This is a genomic window from Mesorhizobium sp. M0028 (assembly GCF_040323855.1).
Taxonomy (GTDB): Bacteria; Pseudomonadota; Alphaproteobacteria; order Rhizobiales; family Rhizobiaceae; genus Mesorhizobium.
The window spans coordinates 78,966-95,277 of sequence record NZ_JAMYVG010000001.1 but is presented as its reverse complement, the minus strand read 5'-3'; the positions used below and the strand labels follow the sequence as shown (position 1 = coordinate 95,277).

General features: G+C 62.5%; 13 protein-coding genes and 1 tRNA gene. 7 read left to right on the top strand and 7 right to left on the bottom strand.

What is annotated here, in order from left to right:
* The first annotated feature begins 8 nt into the window (after positions 1-8).
* Positions 9-479, top strand: coding sequence for a phosphoribosyl-AMP cyclohydrolase (gene hisI / locus NKJ93_RS00485; RefSeq protein WP_352586963.1), 471 nt, complete (start codon positions 9-11; stop codon positions 477-479).
* Positions 480-563: 84 nt separating this feature from the next.
* Positions 564-1,535 carry a patatin family protein gene (locus NKJ93_RS00480; RefSeq protein ID WP_352586960.1) on the top strand — a complete coding sequence of 324 codons (972 nt, stop codon included), beginning with the start codon at positions 564-566 and terminating at the stop codon, positions 1,533-1,535.
* Between the two features lie 20 nt (positions 1,536-1,555).
* On the opposite strand, the gene recJ is transcribed toward NKJ93_RS00480, so the two are convergent.
* The 5 genes from recJ to NKJ93_RS00455 form a co-directional block, all read right to left on the bottom strand.
* Positions 1,556-3,340, bottom strand: coding sequence for a single-stranded-DNA-specific exonuclease RecJ (recJ, locus tag NKJ93_RS00475; protein ID WP_352586958.1), 1,785 nt, complete (start codon positions 3,338-3,340; stop codon positions 1,556-1,558).
* A gap of 60 nt (positions 3,341-3,400) precedes the next feature.
* A complete protein-coding gene (gene glpX, locus NKJ93_RS00470) occupies positions 3,401-4,384 on the bottom strand; it encodes a class II fructose-bisphosphatase (RefSeq protein ID WP_352586956.1) in 984 nt (327 codons plus the stop codon).
* Positions 4,385-4,583: 199 nt separating this feature from the next.
* Positions 4,584-5,897 (bottom strand): homoserine dehydrogenase, encoded by a 1,314-nt coding sequence (locus NKJ93_RS00465; protein ID WP_352586954.1) that lies wholly within the window; start codon positions 5,895-5,897, stop codon positions 4,584-4,586.
* A 41-nt stretch (positions 5,898-5,938) separates the two neighbouring features.
* Entirely contained in the window at positions 5,939-7,156 is a 1,218-nt protein-coding gene (locus NKJ93_RS00460; RefSeq protein WP_352466981.1) for an LL-diaminopimelate aminotransferase, read from the bottom strand.
* 40 nt (positions 7,157-7,196) lie between these two features.
* Positions 7,197-7,529, bottom strand: a complete 333-nt coding sequence (locus NKJ93_RS00455; RefSeq protein ID WP_352482154.1) for a hypothetical protein — start codon at positions 7,527-7,529, stop codon at positions 7,197-7,199.
* Between the two features lie 151 nt (positions 7,530-7,680).
* Between NKJ93_RS00455 and NKJ93_RS00450 the strand changes: the two genes are divergently transcribed.
* The 3 genes from NKJ93_RS00450 to NKJ93_RS00440 all read left to right on the top strand — a co-directional run bounded on the left by NKJ93_RS00450 (position 7,681) and on the right by NKJ93_RS00440 (position 11,221).
* The gene (locus NKJ93_RS00450; RefSeq protein WP_352586952.1) at positions 7,681-9,516 is read left to right on the top strand and encodes a PHA/PHB synthase family protein; all 1,836 of its coding nucleotides are present in this window, start codon (positions 7,681-7,683) and stop codon (positions 9,514-9,516) included.
* A 327-nt stretch (positions 9,517-9,843) separates the two neighbouring features.
* The gene (locus tag NKJ93_RS00445) at positions 9,844-10,974 is read left to right on the top strand and encodes a YcbK family protein (RefSeq protein WP_352587902.1); all 1,131 of its coding nucleotides are present in this window, start codon (positions 9,844-9,846) and stop codon (positions 10,972-10,974) included.
* Between the two features lie 172 nt (positions 10,975-11,146).
* Positions 11,147-11,221, top strand: a tRNA-Glu gene (locus NKJ93_RS00440).
* Positions 11,222-11,342: 121 nt separating this feature from the next.
* Here the strand turns inward: NKJ93_RS00440 and NKJ93_RS00435 are convergent.
* Positions 11,343-11,639, bottom strand: a complete 297-nt coding sequence (locus tag NKJ93_RS00435) for a DUF982 domain-containing protein (RefSeq protein ID WP_023678889.1) — start codon at positions 11,637-11,639, stop codon at positions 11,343-11,345.
* A 299-nt stretch (positions 11,640-11,938) separates the two neighbouring features.
* Between NKJ93_RS00435 and map the strand changes: the two genes are divergently transcribed.
* Together map and radC are read left to right on the top strand one after the other, a co-directional pair.
* Complete coding sequence (map, locus tag NKJ93_RS00430; RefSeq protein WP_352495376.1) at positions 11,939-12,766, top strand: type I methionyl aminopeptidase; 828 nt, start codon at positions 11,939-11,941, stop codon at positions 12,764-12,766.
* A gap of 52 nt (positions 12,767-12,818) precedes the next feature.
* A complete protein-coding gene (gene radC / locus NKJ93_RS00425) occupies positions 12,819-13,565 on the top strand; it encodes a RadC family protein (protein WP_023720155.1) in 747 nt (248 codons plus the stop codon).
* A gap of 108 nt (positions 13,566-13,673) precedes the next feature.
* Here radC and NKJ93_RS00420 read toward each other — a convergent pair whose 3' ends face one another.
* Positions 13,674-16,253: a bifunctional diguanylate cyclase/phosphodiesterase gene (locus NKJ93_RS00420; RefSeq protein ID WP_036245080.1), complete on the bottom strand. Its 2,580-nt coding sequence runs from the start codon at positions 16,251-16,253 to the stop codon at positions 13,674-13,676.
* Positions 16,254-16,312: the final 59 nt, after the last annotated feature.

Below are 16,312 nucleotides of genomic sequence, written 5' to 3'. Positions count from 1 at the left end.
ACCGGCGAATGTCGGCATTGGAATTTCCGAAAGCTCCATCTGACAAGAAGGTACTCGAGGAAGGGATCGTCCTTTCACCGCGCTTCGATGCCGGCGGCCTCGTCACTGTCGTCGTCACCGATGCCGAAGACGGCATGCTGCTGATGGTCGCGCACATGAATGCCGAGGCGCTGGCGCTGACACTCGAGACCGGCATCGCGCACTACTGGTCGCGTTCGCGCGACACGCTGTGGAAGAAGGGCGAAACCTCGGGCAATGTCCAGCAGGTCGTCGAGATGCTCACGGATTGTGACCAGGACGCGATATGGTTGCGCGTCAAAGTGCTGGGTCACGAAGCAACTTGTCACACCGGCCGACGTTCATGCTTTTATCGGACGGTGGGGCTGAGCGATGGCAAAGGGACGCTTGCCAGCGACGACAGCAAGCCGCTGTTCGATGCGGAAAAAACGTATCGAAAGCCCAAAACACCATCAGTATGAACCATTCGCAGCACTTCAGCCACGTATATTCATGATTTCGATACGGCCCGCCTGTAGGATGACCGTGGGACAAGGGAGATTGTGATGCTCGACTGGGCGTCATTGCGCAACAGACCTGACGTTCGGGAGGCCAATGGCCTCTCCTCGGCCGCAGGCGCATCCGAAACCAAATCTCCAGGTAAAACAGGGATCTCGCTGGCATTGGGCGGCGGCTGCGCGCGCGGCTGGGCGCATATCGGCGTGCTGCGCGCGCTTGACGAAGCCGGCATCGAAGTGTCGATGATCGCCGGCACCTCGATCGGCGCGCTGGTCGGCGGCTGCTATGTTGCCGGCAAACTTGACGAGCTGGAAGAATTCGCGCGCAGCCTGACCAGGCGGCGCATTTTTGGCCTTCTCGACCTCAATCTACGCGGCAGCGGCCTGTTCGGTGGCATGAAGCTCGACGCACGGCTGCGCAAGCACATAGCCGGCATCCGCTTCGAGGACCTGCCAAAACCGTTCGTCTGCGTCGCTGCCGAAATCCGCACCGGCCATGAAATCTGGCTGTCGAGCGGCTCGTTGAGTACCGCCATGCGCGCCTCCTACGCGCTGCCCGGCGTGTTCGAGCCGGTCGCCTGCAATGGGCGCGTGCTGGTCGACGGCGCACTGGTCAATCCGGTGCCGGTCTCGGTCTGCCGTGCCTACGAGCAGCCGCTCGTGGTTGCGGTGAACCTTCACTACGATCTGTTCGGCCGCGCCGCGGTGATCAAGCACAGCGCAGGCGAGCTGATCGTCGAGAGAGACGCGCCAAGGGGTGGCCACGCCGATCCCGAACGTCAGTCGCGCGAGACGCGGCTCGGCATCACCGGCGTCATGGTCGAGGCCTTCAACATCATCCAGGACCGCATTTCGCGCGCCAGGCTGGCCGGCGACCCGCCGGACATGTCGCTGCAGCCGAAGCTCAGCCATATCGGCCTGACCGAATTCCACCGCGCCGACGAAGCGATCCGTATCGGCTACCAGGCAACGATGGCACAAATCGGCGAACTGACGCGGCTGCAGACCGTCCTCGCTTAGGCCGAGCGGTCAGCGAGCTCTCAGGCAAGCGCCGCGTCGACGATACGAAATTGCACCGTGCGGTTGCCGTTCCAGTGATTGCCCGACAATGAGCCGGCGACGTGCACCGGTTTGCCCCTGTTCTTGAACAGGAATTCGCCAAGCGCAGTATCGACGGCGCGAAAGGCGATCGCCTGGATGCGGCCGCCGCTTTCCGACTGCAGGTCGGCGCGGATATGGTTGGTGCCGACCGCCCGCGCATCAACCAGCCGGTGGCGCGGCAGCGCGAACACCGGCGCGACATGCCCGGCGCCGAACGGCCCTGCCCCCTCAAGCGCATCGAGCAGCGCAAGCGTCGCGCCCTCGGCGGCAAGCGCGCCGTCGATCGCCAGGCTCTCCTCGCCTTGCAGCCGGAACACATCCACCGCAGCGCGCTCTTCGAAAAAAGCCCGGAGCGCGCCGAGCTTCGCCCGCTCGACGGTGATGCCTGCCGCCATTCCGTGGCCGCCGCCCTTGACGATCAGCCCGGCATCGGCAGCCTCGCGCACCAGCCGGCCGAGGTCGAAGCCCGACACCGAACGGCCTGACCCCGTACCGACGCCATTGGCGTTGAAGGCGATGGCAAAAGCCGGCCGTCTTGTATGGTCCTTGAGCCGCGAGGCAAGCAGGCCGACAATGCCCGGATGCCAGTTGCTGCTGGCTGTGACCACGATGGCCGGACCATTGCCGCCGGCAAGCTCGGCGTCGGCCTCTGAGCGCGCCGCGGCCAGCATCTCCTGCTCCATCGATTGCCGCTCCTGGTTGAGCCGGTCCAGCGTCTCGGCGATGGTGCGGGCCTCGACCGGGTCGTCGGTTGCAAGCAGGCGGCTGCCAAGTGCTGCGTCGCCGATGCGCCCGCCGGCGTTGATGCGCGGACCGATCACAAAGGCCAGATGGAACGTGCTGATCGGCTCGCCGATACGCGAGACCCGCGCCAGTGCCGCCAGCCCCTCGTTTCTCTGTTTCCGCGCCACCTGTAGCCCCTTGACCACGAAGGCCCGGTTGATGCCGGTGAGCGGCACCACGTCGCAGACGGTGCCCAGCGCCACCAGATCGAGCAGGCCAAGCAGGTCCGGCGCTGCGGCATCCGGCAGCCGGCTGCGCAGGATCTTCGCCGTCTGTACCAGGCACAGGAAGACGACGCCGGCGGCGCAAAGATGGCCTTGTCCGGAAAGATCGTCCTCGCGATTAGGATTGACGACCGCAGCCGCCGCCGGCAACGGCCCGCCGACCTGATGGTGATCGAGCACCACGACGTCGGCGCCGGCGGCCTTCGCCGCGTCGATGGAAGCAGCACTGTTGGTGCCGCAATCGACGGTGACGATCAGCGTCGCGCCGCGCGAGACGAGTTCGCGCATCGCTTCCGGATTGGGGCCGTAACCCTCGAAGATGCGGTCCGGTATGTAGATCTCCGACGGCACCGAGAAATGTGCGAGAAAGCGCTTGAGCAGCGCCGATGAGGCGGCGCCGTCGACATCGTAGTCGCCAAAGATCGCCACCTTTTCCCTGGCCATCACCGCCTGGGCGATGCGAGAGGCCGCCTTGTCCATGTCGGTCAGAGATGCCGGGTCGGGCAGCAGGTTGCGGATGGTCGGATCCAGGAACCGCTCGGTCTGCTCGGCGGTGACGCCGCGCCCGGCCAGCACGCGTGCCACGATGTCGGGCACGCCATAGCCTTGCGCGATGGCGAGCGCAGCCATGTCCTGACGCTCGGTCAGCCGGTGTTCCCAGGAAACGCCGGTGGCCGACTGCCTGACATCTAGGAAAAAGCGTCTTTCCCCCGTCACGTGACGCGCCGTCTGCAATTTGTCATTGCGCACAATATGCAACGGCTAACTGAGTCGAAATCAAAACTTTTCCAGATCCTGGTGCCTGGCCTTGATTTCGCGCACGGTTCGCGACGACGAGCGCAGCACGATCGTGTGCGTGGTAATGAAATTGCGGCCGAACTTGACGCCGGCCAGCATATTGCCGTCGGTGACGCCGGTCGCGGCAAACAGCACGTCCCCGCGTGCCATGTCTTGCGTGTGGTAGATCCGTTTCGGGTTGGAGATCCCCATGTTCGCCGCGCGCGCCAGCTTTTCCGGCGTGTCAAGGATCAGCCTGCCCTGCATCTGGCCGCCGGTGCAGCGCAAGGCCGCCGCCGCCAGCACGCCCTCCGGCGCACCGCCGGTGCCGAGATAGATGTCGATGCCGGTTTCGTCCGGGTCGGTGGTGTGGATGACGCCGGCGACATCACCGTCGCCGATCAGCCGGATCGCGGCGCCTGTCGCCCGCACGGCTTCGATCAACGCGCCATGGCGCGGCCGGTCGAGGATGCAGGCGGTGATCTCCGCCACCGGCACGCCCTTGGCCCTGGCCAGGCTGGCGATGTTTTCGGCCGGCGAGGCATCGATGTCGATGATGCCGTCGGCATAGCCCGGGCCGATCGCGATCTTGTCCATATAGACGTCCGGCGCGAACAGAAGGCTGCCTTTTTCGGCAATGGCGATGACGGCCAACGCATTGGGCAGGTTCTTGGCGCAGATCGTCGTGCCTTCGAGCGGATCGAGCGCGATGTCGACAGCCGGGCCTTTGCCTGTACCGACCTCCTCGCCGATATAGAGCATCGGCGCCTCGTCGCGCTCGCCCTCGCCGATCACCACCGTGCCGTTGATGGCGAGACGATTAAGCTCCTGGCGCATGGCGTCGACCGCGACCTGATCGGCGGCTTTCTCGTCGCCGCGTCCGCGCAATCTGGCGGCCGCGACCGCGGCGCGTTCGGTGACGCGCACCAATTCCATGGTCAGTATCCGGTCGAGGCCGGCGACAATGTTCTGGGCCACATTCATCGATGGATAATCCTCGTTGGCACTTTGTTTCTATGCATGTCGTTGTCCCAAAACCGCCGCACACTTTTGGGCGACATGCATTAGCCTCCCGCCAGAGACGCGCTTCTTGTGTCAAAGCCTCGTGACAACAGCAAGACCTGCGCTGGACCTTTTTGAAAGCGCAGCAATATCAATCGATTAAAGGCAAAACTTGAGACTGCTATCCGGCCCGCTCGATGCGGATGACTTGCGGCTTGTCGGTCAGAAGGCTGTCCCTGGTGATGCCGTCGACGGCCTTGCGCACCGCCGCCTCGGTCGTCTCGTGGGTGACCAGGATGACTGTCTTCTGTGCCTCGGTTTCCGGCCCTGCGGCATGTTGCACGATCGATTCCAGCGAAATGTCGTTGTCGGCCATGCGTTTGGCGATCGCGGCGAAAACGCCGAGGCGGTCGTGCACGGTCAGCCGGATGAAATAACCGCCGGCATGGCTGCGCATCTGCGCCTTTTTGTAGGGCTTCAATTCCTTCGCCGGCCGGCCGAAGACCGGGCCATGCTGGAAGCCAGGCCGGCTCTTGGCAATGTCGGCAATGTCGCCGATCACCGCCGAAGCGGTGGCGTTGCCGCCGGCACCGGGGCCGGAAAGCAGCAATTCGCCGAGGATGTCGGTTTCGATCGCGACCGCATTGGTGACACCGTGCACCTGCGCGATGACCGAGGCCGTCGGCACCATGGTCGGGTGAACGCGCTGCTCGATACCGCTTTCGGTGCGTTGGGCGACGCCAAGCAGCTTGATCCGGTAGCCGAGATCGCCGGCCGCGCGGATATCGGCCTGGCTGATGTTGGAGATGCCCTCCATGTAGATGTCATTGGCCGCAATCCTCGTGCCGAAGGCAAGGCTGGTCAGGATCGACAGCTTGTGCGCGGTGTCGTGGCCCTCGATGTCGAAGGTCGGGTCGGCTTCGGCATAGCCCAGCCGCTGGGCGTCCTTCAGGCAGGCATCAAAGGACAGGCCCTCGGCTTCCATGCGCGTCAAAATATAATTGCAGGTGCCGTTGAGGATGCCGAAGACGCGGGTCACCGAATTGCCGGCCATCGCCTCGCGCATCGTCTTGATGACCGGAATGCCGCCGGCCACCGCAGCTTCGTAGTTGAGCAGCACACCCCTCTTTTCCGCGATCTCGGCCAACGACACGCCGTGCTTGGCAAGCAGTGCCTTGTTGGCGGTGACGACATGGCGGCCGGCCTCGAGCGCCGCCTTCACCGAGGACCGTGCCGCGCCCTCGTCGCCGCCGATCAGCTCGACGAATACATCGATCTCGGCGGTCTGCGCCATCTTGACGGCGTCGTCGAACCACTGTGCTGTGCCAAGATCAACGCCGCGGTCGCGTTTGGGATCGCGGGCCGAAACCGCCGACACGACGATGTCGCGTCCGCACTGCCGCGTCAGTTCCGCCGCTTTGTCGCGCAGCACGCGAGCCACCGACGCACCGACGGTGCCGAGGCCGGCAATTCCAACACGCAACGCTTCAGCCATGTCCGGCGACGCCCCATTCGGTCGATTGATGTGTAGAAAACTCAGCGATGCGCGGCGAGCGGTACGACGTTATTCGGCTGCTTGGCGCTGGATGCGAGGAAGCGTTTGATGTTGCGCGCTGCCTGACGGATCCGGTGCTCGTTTTCGACCAGCGCGATGCGCACGTGATCGTCGCCATGCTCGCCGAAGCCGACGCCCGGCGCCACCGCGACGTCGGCGTGCTCGATCAGGAGCTTGGAGAATTCGAGCGAGCCGAGGTGCTTGAACGGCTCCGGGATCGGCGCCCAGGCGAACATCGACGCCGCCGGTGCGGGAATGGTCCAGCCGGCACGGCTGAAGGCGTCGACCATGACATCGCGGCGTTTGCGGTAGACGTCGCGCACTTCGGCGATATCGGCTCCGTCGCCGTTGAGTGCATGCGCGGCCGCCACCTGGATCGGCGTGAAGGCGCCGTAGTCGAGATAGGATTTCACCCGCGTCAGCGCCGAGATCAGCCTTTCATTGCCGACGGCAAAACCCATGCGCCAGCCCGGCATCGAAAAGGTCTTCGACATCGAGGTGAACTCGACTGCGACGTCGATGGCGCCCGGCACCTGCAGCACCGAAGGCGGCGGATTGCCGTCGAAATAGATCTCGGAATAGGCAAGGTCCGACAGGATGATGATGTCGTTCTTCCGGGCGAAAGCCACCACCTCCTTGTAGAAATCGAGCGAGGCGACCAGTGCCGTCGGGTTGGACGGATAATTGAGAATCAGCGCCAGCGGCTTCGGGATCGAATGGCGGATGCCGCGCTCCAGTGCCGGGATGAAACCGTCGTCCGGTTCGGCCTGCAGCGAGCGGATGACGCCGCCCGACATGATGAAGCCGAAGGCGTGGATCGGATAGGTCGGATTGGGGCACAGGATCACATCGCCGGGGGCGGTGATCGCCTGCGCCATATTGGCAAAACCCTCCTTCGAGCCGAGCGTCGCCACCACCTGGCTGTCCGGGTCGAGCTTCACGCCGAAACGGCGGGCATAATAATTGGCTTGGGCACGGCGCAGGCCCGGAATGCCGCGCGACGACGAATAGCGGTGCGTGCGCGGATCACGCACTACCTCGCAGAGTTTGTCGACGATGGCCTTGGGCGTCGGCAGGTCCGGATTGCCCATGCCAAGGTCGATGATGTCGGCGCCACGCGAGCGGGCACTGGCCTTCAGCCGGTTGACCTGTTCGAAGACATAGGGCGGAAGCCGGCGGACCTTGTGAAATTCTTCCATGGCAGTTCCAGACAGTGAGGTTGCGGTCGCGCGTATAAGCTTATTTGCAATTAGGGTCGAGAGCGGGGTCGCATTTGCCTTCGATCTGCTTCAGCGCCTCGGCGCCGTGTTTTTTTGCCAGCTGGTCCAGCGCAGCCTGGTCCGCGACCTTGACGCCGCCGCCCTTCGCGGCCTGGCCCTGCTCCTCGGCCTTCAGCTGGGCGAGCTTGGCGTTCTTTTCCTCGTCGGTGAATTGCTCGGCCGCCACCTGCGGCGGGATGTTCAGGTTCGGGTAGGAACCGGTGTCCTTCGCCCCGACAAGGCCGGTGGCGGGCGCTGCACCTTCTATGTTGCTGCTCGTGCAACCGGCCATCGCCAGCAGGACGAGCGCCATGCGGCAAAAACGACCAGTGCCGGAAAAAACGTTCGTGCCAATATTAATCGTCATATTGTTTTCCTGGCGGCCGGGTTAGAGCACGTTGGACCCTGTCCGATATCCCATGGTAATATGTCAACAAAACGCTTCGGGAGGAACCCCGCGAACCATGTCCAAAACACCCGATTCGGGCAAAGCGGAAGATGACCAACCTTCGACCGTCGAGCAATATCTGGTTAAGGACCCGGAACGCTTCGCTCTGAACATGGCCCGCATGATCGAGCAGGCCGGCAAGGCCGCCTCGGCATGGGCCGAGCCGCGGGAAAAGGGCGAGGTGCGCGATCATGTCGCCGAGCCGGTCGTCGACATGGTGAAGACGTTCTCCAAACTCACCGAATACTGGCTCTCCGACCCGCAGCGCGCGCTGGAGGCACAGACACGATTGTTTTCCGGCTATATGGCCGTCTGGGCCAATGCCGTTCAGCGCATCGGCGCCGGTGCCGAGGAGACCGAGGATGCGGTCAAGCCCGAGCGCGGCGACAAGCGTTTCCAGGACCCGGAATGGGGCCGCAACGCCTTTTTCGATTTCCTCAAACAGGCGTATCTCGTCACCTCGCGCTGGGCGGCCGAACTGGTCGAGCACGCCGACGGTCTGGACGAGCACACCCGCCACAAGGCCAGCTTTTATGTCAGGCAGGTGTCCAACGCCATCTCGCCGTCGAATTTCATCCTGACCAATCCGGAATTGTTTCGCGAGACCGTCGCCTCGAACGGCGAAAACCTGGTGCGCGGCATGAAAATGCTGGCCGAGGACATTGCCGCAGGCAAGGGTGACCTGAAGCTGCGGCAGGCGGATTATTCACCCTTCGAGATCGGCAAGAATCTCGCCACCACGCCCGGCAAGGTGGTCGGCCGCAGCGACGTCGCCGAAATCCTGCAATACGAGCCGGCGACCGAGACCGTGCTCAAGCGGCCGCTGCTGATCTGCCCGCCATGGATCAATAAATACTACATCCTCGACCTCAACCCGCAAAAATCCTTCATCCGCTGGGCGGTCGAGCAAGGCCACACGGTCTTCGTCATCTCCTGGATCAATCCGGACGAGCGGCACGGCGCCAAGAGCTGGGAGGCCTATATCAGGGAGGGCCTGCAATACGGCCTCGACACGATTGAAAAGGCCACCGGCGAAAGGCAAGTCAACGCCATCGGATATTGCGTCGGCGGCACGCTGTTGGCGGCAGCGCTGGCCTTGATGGCGCAGGAAGGCGACCACCGCATCAAATCGGCGACCTTCTTCACCACGCAGGTCGATTTCACCTATGCCGGCGACTTGAAAGTGTTCGTCGACGAGGAGCAAGTCGCGGCCGTTGAAAAGGCAATGAGCGAAAAAGGCTATCTCGACGGCACCAAGATGGCGACTGCTTTCAACATGCTGCGCTCGGGCGACCTGATCTGGCCCTATGTCGTCAACAATTACATGCGCGGCAAGGATCCCCTGCCCTTCGACCTGCTCTACTGGAACGCCGATTCGACCCGCATGGGCGCTGCCAACCATTCCTTCTACCTGCGCAATTGCTATCTCGAGAACAGGCTTTCGCAAGGCATGATGGAGTTGGCGGGCCGCACGGTTTCGCTGAAGGATGTCACCATCCCTGTCTACAACCTCGCCTCGAAGGAGGATCACATCGCGCCGGCGCTGTCGGTGTTCCTCGGCTCGAAATATTTCGGCGGCGAGGTCGACTACGTCGTGGCCGGCTCCGGCCACATCGCCGGCGTCGTCAATCCGCCGGCGGCGCAGAAATACCACTACTGGACCGGCGGCAAGCCGGCTGGGGACTTCGACCAGTGGTTCGCCGGGGCCACTGACCATCCCGGCTCCTGGTGGCCGCACTGGCAGCGCTGGATCGAAGCCAGGGACAATACCCGCGTACCGGCCCGCAAACCGGGCGAGCATATGCAAGTTCTAGGCGAAGCCCCCGGCACCTATGTCAAGGTGCGTGTGTAACCATCTGTAATGTGTGGTGAGTTGACGCGCCGCCAAAAGCGGGCGAAATGGTGTCGTCAACCCTGAGCAGCCTTGATTCATCCTCTAGCCGCCAAATTACTTTGAGGCTTGCAGATTTGACACAGGTCTCGTTTCCGGTTCGGGGAACAAGGGTCATTTCGACGAGACGTTTCGACGCCGCGCCAATGACGAACCGGTCGGATATCGAGGGGGAATTTTGTTTTGAGATCAGCAGGATCGCGCCTCGCGAAGGGAGAAAGCCGCGCCATTGTGGCGGCGCTTTTCTCGGTGCTTCTGGCGTCCTGCACCTCTGCCGGCGACCCGACCATGTCGGTCGGCATGCCAGGCTATAATGCCTCGGCCACCGAAATCAGCACGGCCGCCGGTGCGCCCCAGGCCAGCACGGCCGCCTCATCGTCGCAGATGACAACCGCACAAATGACGACGAATGCAGAGGGCGACGCCAACCTTCCCGAGCAGGTCGCCTATGTGCCAATGGCTAAGCCAGGGGCCAAGTCCGATGCCGGCTTCCCGATCGCCGTTCCCACGTCGGCCGAGACGATCGCGGGACATTCGCCGCAAGCGCTGCAACCAAACGCCGAGGCGGCTGAACAGGCCAACGCTGTTGCGCAGAACAGTGCCGCCGCCGATGCCGGCGCATCGAAGCCCGATGCCAAGGCCGCCGCGCCGGCGATGAACAACCCGGTCTATGTGACCGCCGGCGAGATGCCGCAGCCACAGGCCTATGCACCGAAGAAAAACTTCCTGGCCTCGCTGTTCAGCGCTACGCCTGCTTCGGCGGCATCGCCGGCCAACAGCAGATCGGGCGGGCAGCCAGCGGTCTTGCAGGCCAAGGCGACGCCCGCGGCAAAGCCCACCGTCACCCTGGCCTCGGCCAACCCGGCTGAAAAGCCGGTGCAGTTGGCATCGGCCGGCGATACTAGCCACTTCACGGCCGATGCGCTGCCCGGCGTGCGCCAGACGGCACTGTTCGAGATCAAGCGCAAATCCGGCCTCGACGATGAGAGCGACGTCGACCTCAACGAGGACGAAGGTTCGGGTGGCGCCTACCAGGTCGCCTCCGCCGCCGGCCTCGCCCGGCTGGCACCCAACGGTCTCCTGAAACAGAACGAAAGCGTCGATGTCGCCTGCTTGAAGCCGTCGCTGGTTCGCGTGCTGAAGACGATCGAAGGCCACTACGGCCGCAAGATGACGGTTACCTCCGGCTATCGCGATCCGGCCCGCAACCGTCGCGCCAACGGTGCCAAGAACTCGCTGCACATGTACTGCGCCGCCGCCGACATCCAGGTTCCCGGCGTCTCAAAATGGGAACTGGCGAGCTATATCCGCACCATGCCGGGCCGCGGCGGCGTCGGCACCTACTGCCACACCGAATCCGTCCACGTCGATGTCGGACCGGAGCGCGACTGGAACTGGCGCTGCCGCAGGCGCGGCTAGGGCGAGGTTCTTCCGCCACTGAAGGCCCTTCGGCGGCGTTGCATCATGCCGCAAAAACCAGCTTGGCTGTCGGAAAGACGCGGTTTGGAGCCAAAGGAAAAAAGTTGTCGCAGCCGGCAGCAGACGGGTTGCCGGTTTGTCGCGACGCAACTATAAGCGCTCACATCTGAGCGCGCCCATCGTCTAGCGGTCAGGACACCGCCCTTTCACGGCGGTAACAGGGGTTCGATTCCCCTTGGGCGTACCAGAGACCTCAAGTACTTAGCACATGCCATCGCTAACGCGCTGCGTAACCTTGCCGGACCACCACTCTGATGAGGATGTCGGCAAAGGCTGCCAGACAAATTGAAGATTATGTCGACGGCTCCCTACGCCCGCAGTCCCCTCGCCTCGCCGCCGCGCTTGCGCGGAACCATCATGTCCCTGGCCAGCAGGCCGCTCACCCGGCAAAAGGCCATGAAGGCCCGCCATGCGTCTTCGGTCTCGACGATGTCCACCGTGGCGCCGAAACAGGCGTTGAACGCGGCCTGGTAGGTTGGCCCCTTCCGGCGGACCGGCCACGTTTGCAGGAAATCGAGCGCCTGCTCGACACTGTAGATTTCCTCGACCGGCTGGCCGGGCACAGGCGCGATCCGCACCGGCACCTCGAATTGCAGTCTGTCCATTCGATCTCTCCCGAACCGACGCCCCCGCCGCAACGCCGTTCGTCGCAAAAAGTTGCCGTGACGGCTAATGCTTGGGCCGACTTCTCGCCTGGAAATGTGTCGTCACTGCGGTAGCCAAATGAACCCGGCGGAAGCACGGGCCGCTGCAGGCAAGGAGAATGCCCCTGGGCGTGAATATCGCCGGTCTTCGGCCTCCGTAGGCAGTTCGTCCTTGAACCTTGCGCTTTCCAGTGCCAAATCTGGGGGAATTTCTCTCGCGGGGCTCAGCCAGGCCTCGCATCCCTGCAAGACGGATAAAAATGGTCACCTATCTCGACGCCGCCACGGCACCGCTCAGAAACACCGGCCAGATCCGTCTTTACGACGAGGAAGGCTTTATCGGCATGCGCAAGGCTTGCGATCTCACCGCGCGTTGCCTCGACGAACTGGTGCCGATGGTGGCGCCCGGCGTCACCACTGAGGCGATCGATCGTTTCGTTTTCGAATTTGGCATGGACCATGGCGCGCTTCCGGCGACGCTCAACTACCGCGGCTACACGAAATCATCCTGCACCTCGATCAACCACGTCGTCTGTCACGGCATACCCGATAACAAGCCGTTGAAGGACGGCGACATCGTCAACATCGACGTCACCTATATCCTCGACGGCTGGCATGGCGACTCCTCGCGCATGTATCCAGTGGGCACGATCAAGCGTGCCGCGGAGCGGCTGCTCGAAGTCACGTATGAGTGCCTGATGCGCGGCATCGCGGCAATCAAGCCGGGCGCCCGCACCGGCGCCATCGGCGCCGCCATCCAGACCTACGCCGAAGCCGAGCGTTGCTCGGTGGTGCGCGATTTCTGCGGCCATGGGGTCGGCCGGCTGTTTCACGACGCGCCGAATATCCTGCATTACGGCAGCGCCAGCGAAGGCGTCGAGATGCGGCCGGGCATGATCTTCACCGTCGAGCCGATGATCAATCTCGGCCGGCCGCATGTGAAAGTGCTGTCGGACGGCTGGACCGCGGTGACGCGCGATCGTTCGCTGTCGGCGCAGTACGAGCACACGATCGGCGTCACCGAAACCGGCTGCGAGATCTTCACGCTATCGCCAAAAAACCTCGACCGCCCCGGCCTGCGGGCCTAGTGTCTGGCAGATCGGGCGTTACCTTGCCCGGCAAATGCTGGGTGGGGCAGCCATGAACGGTGACGACGACGAGCGGGCCTTCTTTCCCGAAAGGCCGGTGCGATCGCCCGCGAAGGCGGTGGCCGCCGACAAGCCGCATTATCTCGGCCATCGCGACCGCCTGCGCGAACGCTTTGCTGCCGGCCCCAACACCCTCCCCGACTACGAACTGCTCGAGCTTCTATTGTTTCGGCTGATCCCGCGCGCCGACACCAAGCCGGTCGCCAAGGCATTGCTGGCACGCTTCGGTACATTGGCCGAGGTCCTCGGCGCGCCCGTCGAGCGCCTGCAGGAGGTGAAGGGCATCGGCCCGGCGGTGGCGCTCGACCTGAAGGTGGTTGCCGCAACGGCGCAGCGCATGGCGCGCGGCGAGATCGCCGGCCGCGAGCTTTTGTCGACCTGGACGCAGGTTCTCGAATACTGCCGGTCGGTCATGGCCTTCGAGGAGCGGGAGCAGTTCCGCATCCTGTTCCTCGACAAGAAGAACGCACTGATCGCCGACGAAGTGCAGCAGGTCGGCACCGTTGACCACACGCCGGTCTATCCGCGCGAGGTGGTCAGGCGCGCCTTGGAGCTCTCGGCGACGGCGATTATTCTGGCTCACAACCATCCATCGGGCGATCCGACGCCGTCGCGCGCCGACATCGAGATGACCAAGCTGATCATCGAGACGGCCAAACCGCTTGGCATTGCCGTTCACGATCACATCATCATCGGCAGGAAAGGCCACTCCAGCATGAAGGGCCTGCTGCTTATTTGAGAAGGGCCTGCTGCTTATTTGAGGCTTATTGTTACCGGCCTGGCCTGCCACGCGCATATTGATGCGACGCTCAACGCCGATCGCGCCGGTAAATGCGGGGACTGGCGCTCAGCTGGCTGTGCGCAGCCGCCGGGATCGAACAAAGGCCTTTAGTCCGTCGGAATCGAGCGCGTAGCCGAAGGCATAACCCTGCAACATGTCGCAGCCCAGGCCTTTGAGTATCCGTGCGTGCTGCATCGTCTCGACACCTTCCGCCACGACCTCGATACCCAAGGACTTGCCGATGTCAATGATTGACGAGACAACCTGCCTTCTTTGCGGCGATTTGGCGATTGGGGTGACCAGCTGCCGATCTATCTTTAGCCGGCGAGGCTGCAACTTGAGCAAACTGACTATCGAAGCGTAACCAGTACCAAAATCGTCTATTTCGATGTCAATCCCGAGTTCTTTTATCTGCTCGATATTCCAGGTGACAAGGTCGTCGTTCTCGTCCAGGAAAATTGACTCAACAAGCTCGAATGAAACTGTCCCTTTTTCGATATTTTGTTCTCGCAAGCTCTTGATGAGCTCCTCATCTTGAAGGCGTCGCGCCGAAACATTGACCGATACCCGCGGAATGTGGAGTCCCGCAGCGGACCATTCTTTGAAGTCCAAAAGCGACTGCTTCAATATGGCTTGGTCGATGATCGAGACCACATTCAGTTCTTCCGCAATTCTCAGGAAGACATCGGGCGCCAAAATACCCTTTTCTGGATGTCTCCACCTCGCCAGCGCCTCAACCCCCACGATTTCGAGCGTCTTTGCGTCAAATTGGGGCTGGTAGAAGGGGATGAACTCGTTGCGCTCAAGGCCGCCGAGAATTTCGTCGGCAATCCGCTTTGTATCGACGATTTCGCTTTGCATCGCGTCGGTGAAGAATTCGTATCGATTGCGCCCACGCCTCTTTGCTCGGTAAAGCGCGATATCGGCGTTTACCAGCAGGTGTTTGGCTTCGATATTTTTTCCGTTGTCGACTGCGATTCCCACGCTGACACCAAAACGGCATCGATGGCCCTGGTAGTAGACCGGTTCGCGCATCTGGCTGATGACGCGGTCAGCGAGCAGCGCCAGTTGCTTGGTATCGTCGCGCACCACGCACAGAACGATGAATTCGTCTCCCCCGATGCGGGCGACGAATCCCTCGTCGCCGACCTTCGATCTGAGGACTGTTGACGCGTGAACCAACATTGCGTCACCGGCGGCGTGGCCCAGCGTATCATTGATGTGCTTGAACCGATCCAGATCGATGTGAAGCAGTGCCGCATGCCCGCCTGAGCGCCTGGCGTTTGCCGCGTAATCTTCCAGTACCTGGTCGAGGTAACGCCGGTTGGGCAAGCCGGTCAACGAGTCATGAAGCGCGATGTGCTCTATGCGCGCTTTGGCCGACTCGAGTTCTGCATTTTTCGACTCGGACAGCTGTTTTGCTCGAACCAGATCCTGGTTCAGCAGGACATCGGCTGTAACGTCCCATTCCGCGCCTATCATTTTTGGAGTGTTGTTTGCGACCCGGTAAACGATCGCCTTGGACCGGACATGACGGACCTCGCCATCCGGACGCACAATCCGGTACTCCGACAAATAGGGTCGTCCGCTGGCCACCGCGCTGTCGAAATCTGCGTTGGCGGTAGCCAAATCATCTGGGTGGATTGCACCCGCCCAGTCTATGTAGCCCCGGTGCTCCCCGGTTGATTTGCCATATATTTCATTTACGCGATCATCCCACGTAAGCTCGTTGGTCGCGAGATCGTGTTCCCAAACCCCAATAGCCGAGGCTTCCAGAGCGAGTTCCAGGCGTCGTGACAATCGACGCAATTCCGCATAATTGCGCTGTCTTTCGCCGATCAGGCGACCTGTGACCAGGAAGGGGAACACAACCAAGGCCCCGGCCGTCGCCATGATCGCGCGCAACAACCATGCGTTACTTGGCGTCGAAGGCCAGCCATTTTTGGGAATGGCCGCGATCTGCCACGAACCGGACGGGAGCAAAACGTCGGCCGTCACCGGATCGCTTTTGCCGATCCGCTCATTGCCGTAGAATTGGTCTCCATTTTGGCCGAGAGCGTCCCTGCCGATCAGCGCTATGTCAATCCCGAGATCGTCGTCAAGCAGCCCGCTCGCCCGATAGAGACGCTGCACGTCGACAACGGCGGAAATGATGCCCCAGAACCTTTCCGTATTGCCCGCGCTCCGCACGAAAACCGGAAAGCGACCGATAAAGCCTTGTCCTCCCTGCTTCAGATCGACGGGACCGGCAAGCACCAGCTTGCGTTCGTCTCGCGCCCTTAGCGCAGCCGCACGCTGCCGCTCGTTCTTGCGGTAATCGAGGCCCATCGCCTGCTCGTTACCCTCCATCGGGTACATCAGGGAAACGACCAGATCGGGCGCGCCGGCAATATTGTTCAATTGCGAGTTCGCGCCAAACAGATTACTCGCCAGCGAAGCGAAGCGTTGCTGTCCCATATAGGGCTCGGTTACGACCGCAGCGACCAGTCCATGCACGAGTTGAAGGTTTCCGTTGATATTGCCTTCGAGCTTGGCGCGGATGAGGTTGACCTTGGTCAGCACGTCCGCACGGACGGCCTGGTCCGAGACGATCTTGTTCTGGTGCTCCGCGAACGCTGCGCTGATAAGGATGACGACAAACGCGATCGCCGCCGGAATATTTGCCGACGAAAAGACGGCCTCCTTAATGCCGCCGAACCTAGCGC

Excerpts from the sequence above, each read along its gene's own strand:
- glpX (WP_352586956.1), bottom strand. The coding sequence starts at position 4,384 with ATGAATGTGGCCCAGAACATTGTCGCCGGCCTCGACCGGATACTGACC.
- NKJ93_RS00445 (WP_352587902.1), top strand. The coding sequence starts at position 9,844 with ATGTCGGTCGGCATGCCAGGCTATAATGCCTCGGCCACCGAAATCAGC.
- NKJ93_RS00435 (WP_023678889.1), bottom strand. The coding sequence starts at position 11,639 with ATGGACAGACTGCAATTCGAGGTGCCGGTGCGGATCGCGCCTGTGCCC.
- radC (WP_023720155.1), top strand. The coding sequence starts at position 12,819 with ATGAACGGTGACGACGACGAGCGGGCCTTCTTTCCCGAAAGGCCGGTG.
- map (WP_352495376.1), top strand. The coding sequence starts at position 11,939 with ATGGTCACCTATCTCGACGCCGCCACGGCACCGCTCAGAAACACCGGC.
- NKJ93_RS00450 (WP_352586952.1), top strand. The coding sequence starts at position 7,681 with ATGTCCAAAACACCCGATTCGGGCAAAGCGGAAGATGACCAACCTTCG.
- NKJ93_RS00465 (WP_352586954.1), bottom strand. The coding sequence starts at position 5,897 with ATGGCTGAAGCGTTGCGTGTTGGAATTGCCGGCCTCGGCACCGTCGGT.
- hisI (WP_352586963.1), top strand. The coding sequence starts at position 9 with ATGTCGGCATTGGAATTTCCGAAAGCTCCATCTGACAAGAAGGTACTC.
- NKJ93_RS00455 (WP_352482154.1), bottom strand. The coding sequence starts at position 7,529 with ATGGCGCTCGTCCTGCTGGCGATGGCCGGTTGCACGAGCAGCAACATA.
- NKJ93_RS00460 (WP_352466981.1), bottom strand. The coding sequence starts at position 7,156 with ATGGAAGAATTTCACAAGGTCCGCCGGCTTCCGCCCTATGTCTTCGAA.
- NKJ93_RS00480 (WP_352586960.1), top strand. The coding sequence starts at position 564 with ATGCTCGACTGGGCGTCATTGCGCAACAGACCTGACGTTCGGGAGGCC.